Annotated in this window: 15 protein-coding genes; 5 read left to right on the top strand and 10 right to left on the bottom strand. The window is 70.7% G+C overall.

Going from position 1 to position 15,051, the window contains the following annotated elements; all coding sequences use genetic code 11:
* Positions 1-169: 169 nt before the first annotated feature.
* A complete protein-coding gene (locus ACIBH4_RS28340; protein ID WP_362515693.1) occupies positions 170-1,399 on the bottom strand; it encodes an isochorismate synthase in 1,230 nt (409 codons plus the stop codon).
* 164 nt (positions 1,400-1,563) lie between these two features.
* Here ACIBH4_RS28340 and ACIBH4_RS28335 point away from each other — a divergent pair, with 164 nt between their 5' ends.
* On the top strand, positions 1,564-2,460 hold the full coding sequence (locus ACIBH4_RS28335) for a GDSL-type esterase/lipase family protein (RefSeq protein ID WP_399173131.1): 897 nt from the start codon (positions 1,564-1,566) through the stop codon (positions 2,458-2,460).
* 92 nt (positions 2,461-2,552) lie between these two features.
* Here ACIBH4_RS28335 and ACIBH4_RS28330 read toward each other — a convergent pair whose 3' ends face one another.
* The 4 genes from ACIBH4_RS28330 to ACIBH4_RS28315 all read right to left on the bottom strand — a co-directional run bounded on the left by ACIBH4_RS28330 (position 2,553) and on the right by ACIBH4_RS28315 (position 5,977).
* Positions 2,553-3,158, bottom strand: a complete 606-nt coding sequence (locus ACIBH4_RS28330; protein WP_362515689.1) for a response regulator transcription factor — start codon at positions 3,156-3,158, stop codon at positions 2,553-2,555.
* On the bottom strand, positions 3,155-4,207 hold the full coding sequence (locus ACIBH4_RS28325) for a histidine kinase (RefSeq protein WP_362515687.1): 1,053 nt from the start codon (positions 4,205-4,207) through the stop codon (positions 3,155-3,157). Before ACIBH4_RS28325 ends, ACIBH4_RS28330 begins: the two co-directional genes overlap by 4 nt.
* A 103-nt stretch (positions 4,208-4,310) precedes the next feature.
* Complete coding sequence (locus ACIBH4_RS28320; protein WP_350947201.1) at positions 4,311-5,036, bottom strand: ABC transporter permease; 726 nt, start codon at positions 5,034-5,036, stop codon at positions 4,311-4,313.
* The gene (locus ACIBH4_RS28315; protein WP_362765961.1) at positions 5,036-5,977 is read right to left on the bottom strand and encodes an ABC transporter ATP-binding protein; all 942 of its coding nucleotides are present in this window, start codon (positions 5,975-5,977) and stop codon (positions 5,036-5,038) included. The genes ACIBH4_RS28320 and ACIBH4_RS28315 overlap by 1 nt, the downstream gene beginning before the upstream one ends.
* Positions 5,978-6,265: 288 nt before the next feature.
* On the opposite strand from ACIBH4_RS28315, the gene ACIBH4_RS28310 reads away from it, so the two are divergent.
* The gene (locus ACIBH4_RS28310; protein WP_362515682.1) at positions 6,266-6,661 is read left to right on the top strand and encodes a VOC family protein; all 396 of its coding nucleotides are present in this window, start codon (positions 6,266-6,268) and stop codon (positions 6,659-6,661) included.
* An 89-nt stretch (positions 6,662-6,750) separates the two neighbouring features.
* On the opposite strand, the gene ACIBH4_RS28305 is transcribed toward ACIBH4_RS28310, so the two are convergent.
* A complete protein-coding gene (locus ACIBH4_RS28305; RefSeq protein ID WP_362515680.1) occupies positions 6,751-7,587 on the bottom strand; it encodes an alpha/beta hydrolase in 837 nt (278 codons plus the stop codon).
* Between the two features lie 83 nt (positions 7,588-7,670).
* Here ACIBH4_RS28305 and ACIBH4_RS28300 point away from each other — a divergent pair, with 83 nt between their 5' ends.
* On the top strand, positions 7,671-8,831 hold the full coding sequence (locus tag ACIBH4_RS28300; RefSeq protein WP_362515678.1) for a sigma-70 family RNA polymerase sigma factor: 1,161 nt from the start codon (positions 7,671-7,673) through the stop codon (positions 8,829-8,831).
* 196 nt (positions 8,832-9,027) lie between these two features.
* Here the strand turns inward: ACIBH4_RS28300 and ACIBH4_RS28295 are convergent, their stop codons facing one another.
* Both ACIBH4_RS28295 and ACIBH4_RS28290 read right to left on the bottom strand, forming a co-directional pair.
* Positions 9,028-9,318, bottom strand: coding sequence for a DUF1905 domain-containing protein (locus tag ACIBH4_RS28295; protein ID WP_362515676.1), 291 nt, complete (start codon positions 9,316-9,318; stop codon positions 9,028-9,030).
* A gap of 247 nt (positions 9,319-9,565) precedes the next feature.
* Positions 9,566-9,748, bottom strand: a complete 183-nt coding sequence (locus ACIBH4_RS28290; RefSeq protein WP_362515674.1) for a hypothetical protein — start codon at positions 9,746-9,748, stop codon at positions 9,566-9,568.
* A 443-nt stretch (positions 9,749-10,191) separates the two neighbouring features.
* Between ACIBH4_RS28290 and tuf the strand changes: the two genes are divergently transcribed.
* On the top strand, positions 10,192-11,364 hold the full coding sequence (gene tuf, locus ACIBH4_RS28285) for an elongation factor Tu (RefSeq protein WP_362515672.1): 1,173 nt from the start codon (positions 10,192-10,194) through the stop codon (positions 11,362-11,364).
* Positions 11,365-11,871: 507 nt separating this feature from the next.
* Positions 11,872-12,159, top strand: a complete 288-nt coding sequence (locus ACIBH4_RS28280; RefSeq protein ID WP_362515670.1) for a DUF3040 domain-containing protein — start codon at positions 11,872-11,874, stop codon at positions 12,157-12,159.
* Positions 12,160-12,418: 259 nt separating this feature from the next.
* On the opposite strand, the gene ACIBH4_RS28275 is transcribed toward ACIBH4_RS28280, so the two are convergent.
* A complete protein-coding gene (locus tag ACIBH4_RS28275; RefSeq protein ID WP_362515668.1) occupies positions 12,419-14,077 on the bottom strand; it encodes a penicillin-binding transpeptidase domain-containing protein in 1,659 nt (552 codons plus the stop codon).
* A 46-nt stretch (positions 14,078-14,123) separates the two neighbouring features.
* Positions 14,124-14,774, bottom strand: coding sequence for a lysophospholipid acyltransferase family protein (locus tag ACIBH4_RS28270; RefSeq protein ID WP_362515666.1), 651 nt, complete (start codon positions 14,772-14,774; stop codon positions 14,124-14,126).
* Positions 14,775-15,051 lie beyond the last annotated feature (277 nt).

The following is a 15,051-nucleotide window of genomic DNA, read 5'->3' as shown; positions in this document are numbered from 1 at the left end:
GGACGTCCCCTTGATGTCTCCCGGAAAAAGGGCGGTCATCGCCCGCCGTGACCGCCCGTGCTCTCCCGAGGGAGGACGCGGGAAAGGGGGGGCGGCCCCCTCGAAGCCGGGAGACACCGAGGAGGAACGGCCTGCCTCTCCAGGACGGGAGGAGGACACCGGATCGGCGTCAACCCTCCAGGGCGTATCGCATCACCCGAAACTTGGCCTCGGCCTCGGCGAGCTCGGAGGCGGGATCGGAGTCGCCCATGATGCCGCAGCCGGCGAACAGCCGGGCGGTGGGGCCCTCGATCTGGGCGCAGCGCAGCGCGATGCCCCACTCACCGTCGCCCCGCGCGTCGATCCAGCCCACCGGGCCCGCGTACCCGGCGCGGTTCATGCCCTCGAGCTCGCGGATGACGCCGAGGGCCGCCCCCGTGGGGGTGCCGCCGACGGCGGCGGTCGGGTGCATGGCCGCCACCACGTCAAGGACCGAGGCCCCGTCCGACAGCCGTCCCCTCACCGGGCTGGCCAGGTGCTGGACGTTGGAGAGCACCAGGAGCTCGGGCTCCTCGGGGATCTTCAGTTCGGCGCAGAGCGGGTCGAGTGCCTCGCGCACCGAGGCGACCGCGCAGGCGTGCTCGTAGCGGTTCTTCTCCGAGGCGAACAGGGCCGTGCCGCGCGCCTCGTCGTCGGCCTCGTCGGCGCCCCGCGGGATCGTGCCGGCGAGCACCAGGGACTCGACGGTCTCCCCGGCGCGCCGGACCAGCAGTTCGGGCGTGGCGCCGACCAGCCCCGCGCAGGAGAAGGTGTAGCACTCCGGGTAGCGCCCGGACAGGCGGGCGAGCAGCAGCCGGACGTCGATCGGACGCTCCGCGACGGCGGCCAGGTCGCGGGCGAGCACGGTCTTCTCCAGCCGGCCCGACCTGATACGCCGGACGGCCCTGGCCACGGCGTGCTCCCACTCGGGCGCGGTCAGGCTGCCGTCGCCGTACCGGATCCTGCCAGGGGCGCGGAGCGGGGTGACCGCGTCGAGTCGCCGCTCGCCGACGGTGGTCAGCCAGGCGCGGCCGTCGCGGCGGGCGAGGATGGTCTGGGGGACGACGAGAACCGAGCCGTGCGCCTCCGGATCGAAGGTGAAGGAGCCGAAGGCGACGGGACCCGAGCCGGGCGAGGTCACGTCGTCGTCGACGTGCGCCTCGCCGAAGAGGCCCGACAGTCGGTCGCGGGCCCAGTCGAAACGCCCCGGGCCGGGCGGCACGGCCAGGCGGACGGCCTCGCCCCAGGCGACGAGACCTTCTCCGTGTCTCACCCAGGCGTAGGGGGCGGCCTCGGGCAGTCGTGTGAACAGGTCACCGGGGTCGTCGATGGGGGTGGTCGTCACCACGAGAGGACGGGTTGATCCGAGCGCTACACTCACCTCTGCCACTCTATGCGGGGAACTGAACGTGTTCGACGGCAGTATGCCCGCCAGCACATCCGCCACGCGCTGTCAAGAAAACCAAGGCACTCGGTCAACAGACTCTACCGTCCTGGCCTGCGGTGATACATCCGAAGCAGACGCGATCTCTCAGCGGAGGTGTCATGCTTCGCACGACTGTGACAGCACTCACAGGGCTGGCCGCCCTCATGACCGCCTGGGTGCCCCCGGCCGGAGCCACCCGGACGGCGGAGCCCTGGCGGCCGGTGGTCATGGCCGCGCTCGGCGACTCCATCAGCGCGGGGTTCAACGCCTGCGGCTGGTATCTCACCTGCGCCTCGCGCTCCTGGTCCACCGGTGACCACCCGAGCGTACGGAGCCAGTACGCCAGGCTGCGGGCCGCGGACATGGTCGCCGGGAACAACGTGAACCTCGCCGTCCCCGGTTCCACCAGCGCCGACCTCGCCGGCCAGGTGGCCCGGGCGGTCAGCCAGCGTGCCGACTACGTGACGGTGCTGATCGGCGCCCAGGACGCCTGCGTGTCCGCCGAACGGCTGATGACCCCCGTGGCCGTCTACGAGAGGCGGGTGGCCGAGGCCCTGGCGCTGTTTCGTGCCGGGCGGCCCGGCGGCCGGGTGTTCGTGGCGAGCGTCCCCGACCTCAAGCGGCTGTGGCAGATCGGCAGGAAGAACCCGGTGGCGCGCGGGTTCTGGGCGGTGGGCCGGATCTGCCCCACCATGCTGGCGCGGCCCACCTCGACCTCGGCGGCCGACCAGGCGCGCCGCGACCGCGTGCGCGCCAGGGTGGCCGACTACAACGCCGCGCTCGCCAGGGTCTGCGCGGCGTACGGCCCCGCCTGCAGGTTCGACGGCAACGAGATCTTCAGGCAGCGCTTCACGGTCGGCCACCTGAGCAAGTGGGACTTCTTCCACCCCAACGCCGCGGGCCAGAAGCTGATCGCGGAGAAGACCTACGCGATGATGCGCGACTGGCTCACCGCGGACGACACCGCGGACGACACCGAGCCCCTCCCCGCCCCTGCCCCGGCCCCCGTCCTTTGATCTCGGCCCTGTCCGGCGCCGTGCGCGCCTCCGTTGCGCACGGCGCCGGTTCTCCCTCGTGGTCGGTCCGTTTCGGGGGAGAGGCGGGCGGCCTAGAGCCAGCCGTTGTGCCGGGCGGTGCGGGCGGCCTCGATGCGGTTGCGGGTGCCGGTCTTGCCGATCGCGGCGGACAGGTAGTTGCGCACGGTGCTCTCCGACAGGTGCAGCCGCCGTGAGATGTCGGAGATCGCCGCGCCGTCGGCCGCCGCGGCGAGCACGTCCCGTTCGCGATCGGTGAGCGGGCTGGCACCGGTGCTCAGCGCGGCGGCGGCCAGTACGGGGTCGATCACCTTCTCACCGGCCAGGACCCGGCGGATCGCCGCGGCGAGATCCTCGACGGGGCCGTCCTTGACCATGAACCCGGCGGCGCCCGCCTCCATCGCCCGCCGCAGGTAGCCGGGCCTGCCGAACGTGGTCAGGATCAGCACCCTGCAGCCCGGCAACCCGTCCCGCAGTCCGGCCGCGGCCTCCAGGCCGCTCGCTCCCGGCATCTCGATGTCCAGCAGGGCGACGTCGGGTCGCGCGGTGAGCGCGACCGGCACGACCTCGTCGCCCCTGGTGACCGTGGCGACCACCTCGATGTCGTCCTCCAGGTCGAGAAGCAGGGCGAGCGCGCTGCGCATCATGCCCTGGTCCTCCGCGAGCAGCACTTTGATCATGGAAGCGTCACCCTCAGCAGGAAGCCGTCGCGGTCATGGGTCTCCAGCGTCCCGCCGAGTGCGACGACCCGCTCGGTCAGGCCGCGCAGGCCGTTGCCCGCCGGGCTCCCGCCGCGTCCCCGGCCGTCGTCACGGATCTCCAGCGTCGTCCCCTCCAGGAGGATCTCACAGGTGCCCGCGGCGCTGTGGCGGACCACGTTGGTCACCCCTTCCCGCACGGCCCAGCCCAGCAGGGCGTCGGCCTCCGGCGCGGGCCGTTCCCCGGTGACGGTGACGGTGGCGGTGATACCCGCGTCGGCCAGGGCCGTGCGCGCCGAGGCCAGCTCCGCGTCGAGCCCTCGGCCCCGGTAGCCGGTGACCGCGGCCCTCACCTCGGTGAGCGCCTCCCTGCCGACGGCCTCGATGTCGGCCGCCTGCCGTGCCGCGGCCTCGGCGTCGCGGGGGGCGAGCCGTCGTACGGCCTCCGCCTTGACCACCATCACCGACAGGGTGTGCCCGAGCAGGTCGTGCAGGTCGCGGGAGAAGCGCAGCCGCTCCTCGGCCACCGCGACCCGGGCCAGCTCCTCGCGGGTCTCCTGGAGTTCGGCGATCACGGAGAACAGCTTCAGGACGACGCTGACCACGAGACCGCCGGTGGTCGTCCCCCAGCTGGCCAGGGAGATGCTCTGCCAGCTCGCCCCCGCGCGCCACATCACCGCCACCAGCGCGAGCGTGAGCGCGGTGAGGATGACGTAGACGGATCGGCCGCGCAGCACGACCCCACAGGCGATGGTCATCAGCGGTGCGAGGTAGAACCAGTTGTGCGCGAAGCCCGCCAGCAGCAGGAAGGCAACCGTGAGCAGCCCGGCCAGCGCCACGGTCGCCGCGCGCCGCCCATTGTGGAAGGACAGCCGGACGCACAGCACGTACAGGACGGCGAAGACGGCGACGCCCAGCGCGGCCGGTGCCGTCGGCCGCACGTGGCCCGCCGCGAGGTCGCTGATCGGGGGGTAGGCGAGCAGCAGCCACGGGTAGAAGGCGAACTCTCCCGGCCCTTCCCGCCTCGTCACCCTCCCCTGCCCCTTCCGGGCCTTTTCCCCGCCCGGCACCTTCCCCGGCGTCTCCCGGGGCCGCTCCGCCTTCCCGTTCACCCGGCCACTCCCATCACGCGGCTCATCGCACGCGCCCTGCCCGGCGGTAGCCGTACACCGCCAGGATTCCGAAGACGACCAGCCAGCCGGTCAGGATCAGCGCCGTGCCGGCCCCGGGCGTCTCGCCGAAGGCGACCTTACGCGGCAGGTCGGCGTAGCCGAAGCTCGGCGTCCACTGTGCGACGACCCTCAGCCAGGAGGGGAAGCCCTCGGTGGGCAGCCACAGCCCTCCGACGATCGCCATTGTCATGTTGGCCGCGATGGTGAACACGGCGGCGGTCTGGCCACTGAACAGGTAGCCGAGGGCCATGCCGAGCAGGGTGAAGGGCAGGGAACCCACCCAGAGCAGGAGTACGATCGAGATCCACTGCCAGACCTCCAGCCGTACCCCGTTGAGCAGCGCCGCCGACAGGCACGCCCCGGTGATCGCGGGCAGCACCATGAGCACACCGGTCGCCGCCTTGCCCGCGACCACCCGTACCGGGGCGAGGGGAGTGGTCCGCAGCTGCCGCAGCCAGCCCGCGGTCCTGTCCTCGGCGATGCCGGCGCCGTTGTTGAAGGCCGAGCCGATCGCGCCGAAGGCGGCCATGTTGACCATCATGTAGAGGGCGGCCCAGACGCGGTCGTCGCCCGCCACTCCGAGGTTGGTGAAGACGAGGTACATCGTCACGGGCATCGCGAAACCCATGATCACGTATCCGGGGTCGCGGAGGATTCTGGTGACCTCCAGGCGGATGTAGCCGAACATCAGACCTTCACCTCCGACGCTTCCGTTGCCCGCTCCGCCTGGCCCGCCTGTCCTGTCAATGCGAGGAAGGCGTCTTCGAGCGCGGCGGGGACGACCTCGAGGTCTCGTACGCCTCCCGCCGCCGCCAGTGCCACGACGGTGGCGTCGGCGTCGCGGGTACGCAGGTGGGCCCGCTCCCCCCGGATCTCGACGGAGACGACCCCGGGCAGGCGTTCCAGGAAGGCGCCGTCCCCGGCGGCGGTGACGCTGACCGTGGACAGCGCGACCAGCCGCTTGATCTCCCCGCTGGTGCCGTCGGCCACGATCCGGCCTTTGTCGACCACCACGACCCGGTCGGCGTACTCGTCGGCCTCCTCCAGGTAGTGGGTGGAGAACAGGATCGTCCTGCCGCGCGCGGTGAAGGCGCGCATGCTCTCCCAGAACTCCCGCCTGGCCCGTACGTCCAGCGCCGCGGTCGGCTCGTCGAGCAGGATCAGCTCGGGGTCTCCGGCCAGCGCGAGCGCGAAGCGGACCCGCTGTGCCTGGCCGCCCGACAACCGCTCCAGCCTGCGACCGGCGAGCCCTTCCAGCCCGGCGATCGACAGCACCTCCTGTAGGGGGAGCGGCGCCGGGTAGGTCCCTGAGACGAATCCGACCAGCTCGCGGACCGTGGTCCGGGAAACGAGGCCGCCCTCCTGGGGCATCGCCGCCAGCCGCCCGCTCCGGATCGCGTCCTCGGGGGTGCCTCCGAGGACGCGCACCGTTCCGGAGTCGGGGGCCAGCAACCCGAGCAGCAGCGCGATCGTGGTCGACTTTCCCGCGCCGTTGGGACCGAGCAGGGCGACGGTGCGCCCGGGGGGGATGCCGAGGCTGACACCGTCCACGGCGCGCACCGCCCCGAAGCGTTTGGTCACGTCCTTGAGTGACACTGTGTCATTCGTGTCATTCGTGTCGTCTGTCATGTGGACGACGCTACGGAGAGCGCGTTTTCCGCGGCAGATCCATCGATCCAGCGTCAATCATGACAAATGTCCTGGATCTCCTATGGGCGTGACCAGGTGAGCGTCGCGCGGCGAAAGCGGACGACACTCCGATATATCGAACTTGACTTATATAAGCTTAGCCTGAAATATTTGCCGAGCACGTGTTCGATGTTTCTGGCCGCCGGGTCCGGCGCCGAAGCCGTCGGCGAGCGGAACGTTCCCGTGACGGCGGACACTCTCATCCACCCCCCTCCGACAGGAGCTCCGATGTCGCAGAAGATCACCACTTTCCTGATGTTCCAGGGCGCAGCCGAGGAGGCGATGACGTTCTACACGTCGCTGTTCGACGATGCCGAGATCCTCAGCCTCCTCCGTTACGGCCCCGAGGGCCCCGGCGCGGAGGGCAGCGTGATGCACGCCACGTTCACGATGGCGGGCGGGCAGTACATGGCCATCGACAGCAACGTGGAGCACGCCTTCGGCTTCACCCCGTCGGTCTCGCTGTACGTGCAGTGCGAGTCGGATGCGGAGATCGAGCGCCTGTACGCGGCGCTGTCGGAGAACGGCGAACCGCTGATGCCGCTCGGCTCCTACGGCTTCAGCAAGCGCTTCGGCTGGACCAACGACCGTTTCGGCGTCTCCTGGCAGCTGAACCTCGCCTGATCTTCCCGCCGTGACGGATCCCGCCCCCGTCGGTGGGATCCGTCACATGCGAGCACGTGGCCACACGCGCCCACGGCGTCGCCGTCCGGTCAGTCGCCTCGCAGGACTTCACGCAGCCGGGGGACGAATCCCTCGGGATCGTCGAGGAAGGCGATGTGGCCACCGGGGAAGTACGTCGGCTCCGTGCCGAGCGCGGAGGCGAGCGCGGTCGACGTGTGATCGCAGAGCTGGCCTGCCGACTCCTTCCCGATGCCGACCACGATGCGGGGCGACCCGGTCCGCAGCGCGGCGATGTCGGGCTGCCAGCGGGTGGTTCCGCGCATCTCGTGCAGGAACCAGAAGCGCTCGTCCGCCGCCTGCTGCGGATCGGGCTCGGCCGGAGCCTGTGTGGGGCCGCCTGTGGACTCCTCGAAGTCGGGCAGCGGGATGTTCGCGTTGATCATGAACTTCGTCCAGGCACCCGCTACGTCGCCGGAGACGTAGGTGGCGATGATGTCCTCGACCGCCGCGTCGCGCTCGTCGGGGTTGTCGAGCAGACGGTTCAGCGGGGGCTCGTGCGCGATCACGGTACGCACCCGCTCGGGATGGGCGACGGCGAGCGCCAGCGCGGTGACGGCGCCGCCGCTGGAGCCGAAGACCGCGGCAGGGCCGGCGTCGAGACGGGCGAGGAGCAGGGAGAGGTCGTCGGCGCGCAGCCGCGGGGTCGAGTCCTGGCCGGGGGTGTCGAGGGAGCTTCGGTTGACGCCCCGGGGGTCGGTGGTGAGCACGGTGTGGTCGGTGGCGAGCAGGTCGGCCAGCGGCGCGAAGTGATCGGCGTGCATTGGGGCGCCGACGAGCGCCACGAGGGGTCCCTGCCCTCGCACCTCGTAGTGGAGCGTGGCGCCGGGGACCTTGAGGGACCCGGTGGTGACGGTTGTGCGGCTCATCGCGATCTCCTGGAACAGTCTGGAACGGTGCTGTGGTGCTCGGTCGAAGTAGAGACTCCCTGCGTGGGGCAGAATCGTCGTTCGTGAGGGAGATTTCTTCGCGGTTCGCGGACATGACGGCGGAAGGTTCCGGGGATGCCGGTCCGGCGCGGACGCGTGCCGGGAACGAGGACCTCGCCCCGGGCCGCGACGGGGGCACCGATCCGGCTCGCGACGGAAACATCGACGGGGACATCGACGGGGACACCGATCTGGTCCGGGCGCGTGCCGGGGACGACGCGGCGTTCACCCGTCTCGTGGAGCCCCTGCGCCGCGAGCTGCACGCCCACTGCTACCGCATGCTCGGCTCCACCCACGACGCCGACGACGCCCTGCAGGACGCCCTGCTACGGGCCTGGCGGGGACTCGCGCGCTTCGAGGGCCGAAGCTCGCTGCGCTCGTGGCTCTACACCGTGGCCACCCGCACCTGCCTGGACGTCGTCGGCGCCCGTGGCAGGCGGGCACTGCCCGTCGACCTCGGCCCCTCCAGCGACCGCGCCGTGCTCGGCGACCCCCCGCTGACCGACGTCGCCTGGCTGAGCCCCTACCCCGACGCCGGTCTCACCGACGCCCCCGTGGGCCCGGACACACGCTACGAGCAGCGCGAAGCCGTCGAGCTCGCCTTCGTCGCGGCCCTGCAGCACCTGCCGGGCAACCAGCGGGCGGCACTGCTGCTGTTCGAGGTCCTCGGCTTCTCCGCCGCGGAGATCGCCCTCACGATGGACACCACCACCACGTCGGTGAACAGCGCCCTGGCGCGAGCGCGCAGGGTCGTCGCGGACAAGGTCTTTCCCCGCACGCAGCAGCCGACGTTGCGGAAGATCGGAGACGCCCGCGTACGGGAGATCGTCGCCGACTACTCCTCCGCGCTGGAACGCGGCGACACCGACGCCCTGGTCGCGTTGCTGACCGAGGACGTCACCTGGTCGATGCCGCCGATGGCGCACTGGTACCGCGGTCTGGAGGCCGTCACCGACTTCGCCGTACGGGTCCCGCTGACGACCTGCGGAAGCTGGCGGCACCTCCCGGTCGGCGCGAACGGCCAGCCGGGAGTGGGCTGCTACCTCTGGGACGAGGGCGCCGCCGCGCACCTCGCCTGGTCGATCAACGTGTTCACCCTGCGCGGCGATCGGATCACCGACATCACCTCGTTCGTCGACCCCGGCCACTTCGCCGCCTTCGGACTGCCCGCGTCACTGCCCTGAGCCGGGAGCGCCCCGAGGTCCCGGGGACCCGAGCACCCGGGGACGGTCACCCGCCCCCTTGCCGGGACGACGCACGCCCGTCGACGCCGCGGCATCGGCCGATCCGTCGGCGCGTCACGGGAGACCGGCCCCGGACTCGCGACCAGGACTCGGACACCTCCCTCAGGGCGGCACGAGCCCGCCGCTCCGCCCGGGGTCAGCTGAACCGCTGGTCGAGGTGGAACGTCACCTCGGCGCCGGCCTGGTCCTTGCCGATGAGCTTGCACAGCGCGGCCCTGATGGGAAGCCAGTGCGGGCCGTTGCCCGACGGCATGAGGGTGGCGGTGAACGGGTGGCCGTCGATCGTCCCACCGACCTTCACGGCTCGCCTCGTACCGAGGAGTTCGGCGGAGTCCGGCACGGTCACGAAGGTGGCGAAGGCTCCGTCCTTCTCGATAGGCGCCGTGAAGGCGTGGTCGAGCGGTCGTGCGGGCTTCTGCGTGGACATCTTCGTCTCCTGAAGTCGTCTTGAGTCACCGGAGGTCATCGGGAAAGCCGTCTGCCGATGAGGTGTCGCCACCGGGCCGGAGGTTTTGGCGCCGGTGGAAGAGGTGACTCCCGCGACGGGATGGAATCGTCGCTCATGGGCGAGAATCGTCCGCGGACCGTCGGCGGGCAGGCGGACATCGCGCCAAACCGTGATCGGGTGATCGGGGTGGAACCCCGATCACCCGATCACGGTCTCACACCCTCGGCTACTGGACCGCCCGCCCACCCGGGTGGGCGGGCTCCGCCGCCGGCACCCTGACCTCGGGCTGCTCGGAGTGTTTCCTCGCCTCCTTCGCCGCTCGTGTCGCCTTGATCGCGGCCTTCTTGCTCTTCCCCGAGCTCTTCGCGGCCTTGTTCCTGGAATCCTTGGCTTCCTTGGCGTCCGTCATCTTTTCCCCCGTTGTGCTTGATGGACGATGCCTTCGATTAGGCATTCAAGGAGGTTTAATACCCTTTGCGGGCATCAATCATCCACGTTCGGTGTCCTGCTGGACACGGAGCGTGTCCGGACGGCGTGATGGGACCCGTCGAGTGCCGGGCCGCATGTCGAAGTCCTGTGCTCCGACCGCCGTGCCCCACTCGCCGCGCACCGGGCCGGAAATCCGGTTGCGATCCCATCCGGTCGTACCCGACCATGAACGCATGTTCCGGCACGCCACTCTCGCGACGCCCGCCACCGCGGGCGCGCCGGAGCGTGCCCCGATGTCCGCCGCACCGCGGCTCGACGGCGCGGAGCGCTGACCCCTTCCCGTGAGTCCCGGGTGACCCGGCGGGGAGGGGTCGGCCGAGCACGGGTCGCCACCACAGGCGAGCATCGAGGGAAAGAACAGTCATGGCCAAGCAGGCCTACGTGCGGAACAAGCCGCACCTCAACATCGGCACGATGGGACACGTCGACCACGGCAAGACCACGCTCACCGCGGCCATCACCAAGGTGCTCAGCGAGCGGGGCGGCGCGAGGTACGTGCCGTTCGACCGGATCGACCGCGCTCCCGAGGAGGCGACGCGGGGCATCACGATCAACATCTCCCACGTCGAGTACGAGACGGCCACGCGGCACTACGCGCACGTGGACATGCCGGGCCACGCCGACTACGTGAAGAACATGATCACGGGAGCGGCGCAGCTCGACGGGGCGATCCTGGTGGTGTCCGCGCTGGACGGGATCATGCCGCAGACCCGCGAGCACGTGCTGCTCGCGCGGCGGGTGGGGGTCGAGCACGTCGTGGTCGCGCTCAACAAGTCCGACGGGGCCGACCCGGAGCTGGCCGACCTCGTCGAGCTGGAGCTGCGGGAGCTGCTCGCCGAGCACGGCTACCTGGACGTGCCCGTCGTCAGGGTCTCCGGGCTTCGGGCGCTGGAAGGAGACCCGGAGTGGATGGCGTCGGTCGAGGCGCTGCTCCAGGCGGTCGACGACCACGTCCCGGTGCCGGTCCGCTACACCGACGCCCCGTTCCTGCTCCCGGTGGAGAACGTGCTCACCGTCACCGGGCGGGGCACGGTCGTCACCGGGGCGATCGAGCGCGGCACGGTCAAGGTCGGTGACACTGTCCAGGCCGTCGGGCTCGGCGAGGGTTTCACCGCCGTCGTCACCGGGGTCGAGACTTTCGGCAGGACCATGGAGCGGGGCGAGGCCGGTGACAACGCGGCGCTGTTGCTGCGCGGGGTCCGGCGCGAGCAGGTGCGGCGCGGTCAGGTGCTGGCCGCACCCGGCTCCCAGAGCGCCCACCGCGCCTTCACCGCCCGCGTCTACCTCCTGACCGGGCAGGAGGGCGGGCGCAGCGGCGCCGTCGCGACGGGTTACCGGCCGCAGTTCTACCTGCGGACGACCGACGTACCGGGCCGGATGGACCTGGGGGACGCCGGCCTCGCGCTGCCCGGCGAGACGGTCGAGGTGACCGTGGAGCTCGGCAGGCCGGTGGCGCTGGAGGCCGGTCTCGGCTTCGCGATCCGCGAGGGCGGCAAGACGGTCGGCGCGGGAACGGTGACGGCCCCGCTCGGCTGAACCGGGCTCCGTGCGATCCGGTGCGAGCCGCGTCGGACGGCCATTCGATGCGGGCCGTGCCGGTGATGTCCCCGCACCGCGTGACGATCCGGTACGGACTGTGCCGGTGACATCCCCGCCTCCTGCGGTGAGCCGCCGTACGAGGCGGGTGATGTCACCGGCGCGAAGATCGTCACCCTTCTCGCGAGGTCGGCGGGCGGCCCGGTCAAGGGCTCCCACTCATGTCCCGCCCCCGCCCCCGCCGTCGGGGGCGTGGACGTGGCGTCAAGTGATCTGCCGGGTGGTGCGAAGGGAAGGCCGAGGGCGGTGGAATGTCGAGATCGCGGAGAAGGCTGGGAATCGCCCGACACCCCTGCCGGCGCCGTATCGCCCCCGTGAGAGGGCATGATCGCGTGCTCAGATTGCGTCCAGGAAAAGAACGGGTAAATCGAAGCTCTCGGAAAGGATAATGATCTTCACGATTGGGCAGAACGTCCGCACACGGCTTGCGTTCCGGGGAGGTGATGCATGGCCTGGTCACAAGACGAGGAGCGCATGCTGCTGCAGATCGAGCGGCACCTCATCGACGAGGATCCACGACTCGCCGCGCGGCTGGAGTCGTTCAACGAGCGCGTCCAGCGCAAGGAGGGCGGCGGCCGCAGGCGTGGCGCGAGGAAGGGGCGGAGCCGGTCCTCCCGGCGTCTCCGCCGCTCGACGGTGATCATCATGTTCAGCTGGCTGCTGATCGCGACACTGATCGCCACGCTTCTCATCATGGTGCTACGTCACGAGGCGGTCGCGGCGCTCCCGTTGTGATGGTGGCCGCCACCTTCGTCCGTCGGTCGATGTCGCGATCGCCCGACCGCTCGGAGCACTCCGAGCGTTCGCAGTGAAGACGGCGGGTGGTGCGGAGGCTCGGTCGGCGGCCGGTCGCGGCGTGTGTTCAAGCGGCGAGTTCACGAGGGCGGAGTACGGCTCCGGCGGGGTGACCGGCGGGTAGGCGCAAACGGCCGGATCGGCCGCGTCGCCCAACGAGGTGCGGCCGGAGGTCCGGCAACGGACGGCTCGCGCGAGATCAGCCGAGAGCGCGCAGGAAGTCGGCGGCCACCGGGGCGGCGACCGCGCCGCCGCCCGAGCCTCCCTCGACGATCACCGCGAAGGCGACCTCGCCGCGGAACCCCATGAACCAGGCATGCGTCTTCAGATCGCCCTGCTCGCCGTACTCTGCGGTCCCGGTCTTTCCCCGGGTGCCCCGGGGCAGGCCCGCGTCCTTGGCGGTGCCCTTGGTGACGACCGCGGACATCATCTGATGCATGCTCGGCATGACCTCCTCGGGAAGGGCCTGCGGCTGCACTTCCTGCTTGAGCGAGGGGACCAGGGTCGGCGGACGCCAGGTGCCGTCGGCGAGCGCGGCGGCGACCGAGGCCATCATCAGCGGGCTGGCGGTGATCCGGCCCTGGCCGAACGACTCCGCAGCCAGTTCGGCGTCGCTCTCGGCCTTGGGAAAGCTGCCCTTGGCGGCCGCGACGCCGATGTTGAGCGGCTTGTTGAAACCGAACAGCTCCGCGGTGCTCAGCAACTTGTCGGCGCTCAGCCGCTCCTTGGTCAGCGGGGCGATGGTGGTGTTGCAGGAGTAGGCGAAGGAGTCGGACAGCGACACCGAACCGTAGGCGGCGTGGTTGGAGTTGCGGATCGGCAGACCGCCGACCGTGACGTCCTTGGGGCAGGTGACCCGATCACGAGGGCTCATTCCCTCGGCCAGCAGTCCCACGGCGGTGACCGCCTTGAAGGTCGAGCCGGGAGGGTAGTTGCCGTCCAGGGCACGGTTGAAGCCGCCCACGTTGTTCACCACCGCGAGAATCTCGCCCGACGAGGGCCTGATCGCGACCAGGGCGGCGGTCTTCTTCAGGTCGCGGACCGCTCCGACGGCGGCCCGCTGGACCCGCGTGTCCAGAGTGGTCTCCAGATCCTCGCCGGCCTCACCCTTGATCGTGTCGAGCGTCTTGATCGTCTTCTTGTCCGCGCCGACGAGTTCGATCTCGGTGTCCGGGGTGCCGGCCAGGCGCTTCTGGAAGGTGTGCTGCAGTCCGCTCGCGCCGACCGCGTCGCCCACCTTGTAGGGCACGCCCAGCTTCGCGACGCTCTTCGCCGTGGCCTTCTCCAGGTAGCCGACGATCTGCTGCACCGAGCCGCCCGCGTCGGAGCCGTCGATGCGGCCGCCGTTCGCCGAGGTGATCGCGGCTCGCTCCGGCCACTTCGTCTTCAGCGCGAAGGCGGTGTTCGCGGTCAGGTCGGGGTGGACGGCCTTGGGCGACCACCTGACCCGCCAGTGCCGGTCGACGACCGCGAGGTCGACGCTGCCGGAGTAACTCCACTCACCGACGTCCTTGAGCTTCAGGGTGGCGGTGTAGGCGGCCTGTCCCGTGCCGTCCCCGGTCTCGCTCACCCCGTCGAGCCGCACCGTGGTGCTCTGCACCGCCAGGGCCTTGCGCATGTTCTCGTACGCCGCCGGGAACGCCGGGTCCGGCGCTCCCAACTCGGCGCGCATGCCCGCCAGGTCGCCGCGCTGCCAGGCGCCGACGAACCGCTCCGCGGTCTCCTGGGGTGTTCCCCTGGTGTGCAGGTACCACCAGGCGCCGCCCCCTGCGGCCCCCGCCACCAGGACGACGGCTGCCGACGTGATCGCGATCGTTCTGCCCCGTGCCACCTGATCCCCCCAGATCTTTTCGCCCAAGGGCCGCAGCCTAGCGTGCGCTAACGCGACATATGTCCATAAAAGATCATTTGGTCTGTGAACGGCTGGGTGCGTAGCTTGTCGCGTACTCTTGGCCGGAAAGCTCCTGGATCGCGAACATGATCTCGTCGGTCACCCTGCGCCGGTCGCGCGCGCTCGTCTCCGAGCCGGTGAAGGTCATCGGCTTGCCGATGCGTACGTTCACCCGGCCCAGCCTGGGCCTGGCCGCCCCGATCGGCAGCACCTCACCGGTGCCCTCCATCGCCACCGGGACCACCGGAGCGCCGGTGGCCAGGGCCAGCCAGGCGACGCCGACCTTGCCCCGGTAGAGGCGTCCGTCGGGGGAGCGGGTGCCCTCCGGGTAGATGCCGAACAGCTCGCCCTTCCTGAGCACCTCCGCCGCCGCGTCGAGCATGTCCTGGGCCGAGGTGGGGCTCTGCCGGTCGATGCTGATCTGACCGGTGGCGCGCATCCACATGGCGGTGACGGGATTGCCGGTGAAGTACTCGGCCTTGGCGACGAAGCGCACCTGGCGCTTGAGCACCAGCGGCAGGAAGGTCGAGTCGAGGATCGACAGATGGTTGGAGGCCATGATGGCCGGACCCGAGACGGGGACGTGCTCGTGTCCGGTGACCGTGGTCGGCCAGAGCAGGTGCAGCATCGGAGCGCTGACGATCTTGGTCAGGCGATAGAGCACGGGCTCTCCTCATGGGACGGGTTACACAACACTAGGCGGTGGCCCGACGGCCAACGGTTGTACGCACCCACACAAGCGGAGCTCACAGGTTTGTAGCCCTCCTCCAACACCATCGCGCTTTTCCGTGACGAGTCCGATGAAACCGCTCACCAGGCACGAAGGGAGCAGGGAGGAAAAGAAACGCCCCGCGGGCCGGAGGGGCCCGCGGGGCGTGACGTTTGGTGCCGATGTGGCGGTCGCCTCCTCGGCGAGAGGCACAACACGGCTCCAGCCGAAC

The sequence above is a fragment of the Streptosporangium sp. NPDC050284 genome, from assembly GCF_044459525.1.
Taxonomy (GTDB): Bacteria; Actinomycetota; Actinomycetes; order Streptosporangiales; family Streptosporangiaceae; genus Streptosporangium.
Note: the sequence above shows the minus strand (reverse complement) of the source record. Positions and strands in the feature narration are given on the sequence as shown.

Coding starts and splice junctions, on each gene's coding strand:
- ACIBH4_RS28335 (WP_399173131.1), top strand. CDS start 1,564: ATGCTTCGCACGACTGTGACAGCACTCACAGGGCTGGCCGCCCTCATG.
- ACIBH4_RS28330 (WP_362515689.1), bottom strand. CDS start 3,158: ATGATCAAAGTGCTGCTCGCGGAGGACCAGGGCATGATGCGCAGCGCG.
- ACIBH4_RS28320 (WP_350947201.1), bottom strand. CDS start 5,036: ATGTTCGGCTACATCCGCCTGGAGGTCACCAGAATCCTCCGCGACCCC.
- ACIBH4_RS28315 (WP_362765961.1), bottom strand. CDS start 5,977: ATGACAGACGACACGAATGACACGAATGACACAGTGTCACTCAAGGAC.
- ACIBH4_RS28310 (WP_362515682.1), top strand. CDS start 6,266: ATGTCGCAGAAGATCACCACTTTCCTGATGTTCCAGGGCGCAGCCGAG.
- ACIBH4_RS28305 (WP_362515680.1), bottom strand. CDS start 7,587: ATGAGCCGCACAACCGTCACCACCGGGTCCCTCAAGGTCCCCGGCGCC.
- ACIBH4_RS28295 (WP_362515676.1), bottom strand. CDS start 9,318: ATGTCCACGCAGAAGCCCGCACGACCGCTCGACCACGCCTTCACGGCG.
- ACIBH4_RS28290 (WP_362515674.1), bottom strand. CDS start 9,748: ATGACGGACGCCAAGGAAGCCAAGGATTCCAGGAACAAGGCCGCGAAG.
- tuf (WP_362515672.1), top strand. CDS start 10,192: ATGGCCAAGCAGGCCTACGTGCGGAACAAGCCGCACCTCAACATCGGC.
- ACIBH4_RS28280 (WP_362515670.1), top strand. CDS start 11,872: ATGGCCTGGTCACAAGACGAGGAGCGCATGCTGCTGCAGATCGAGCGG.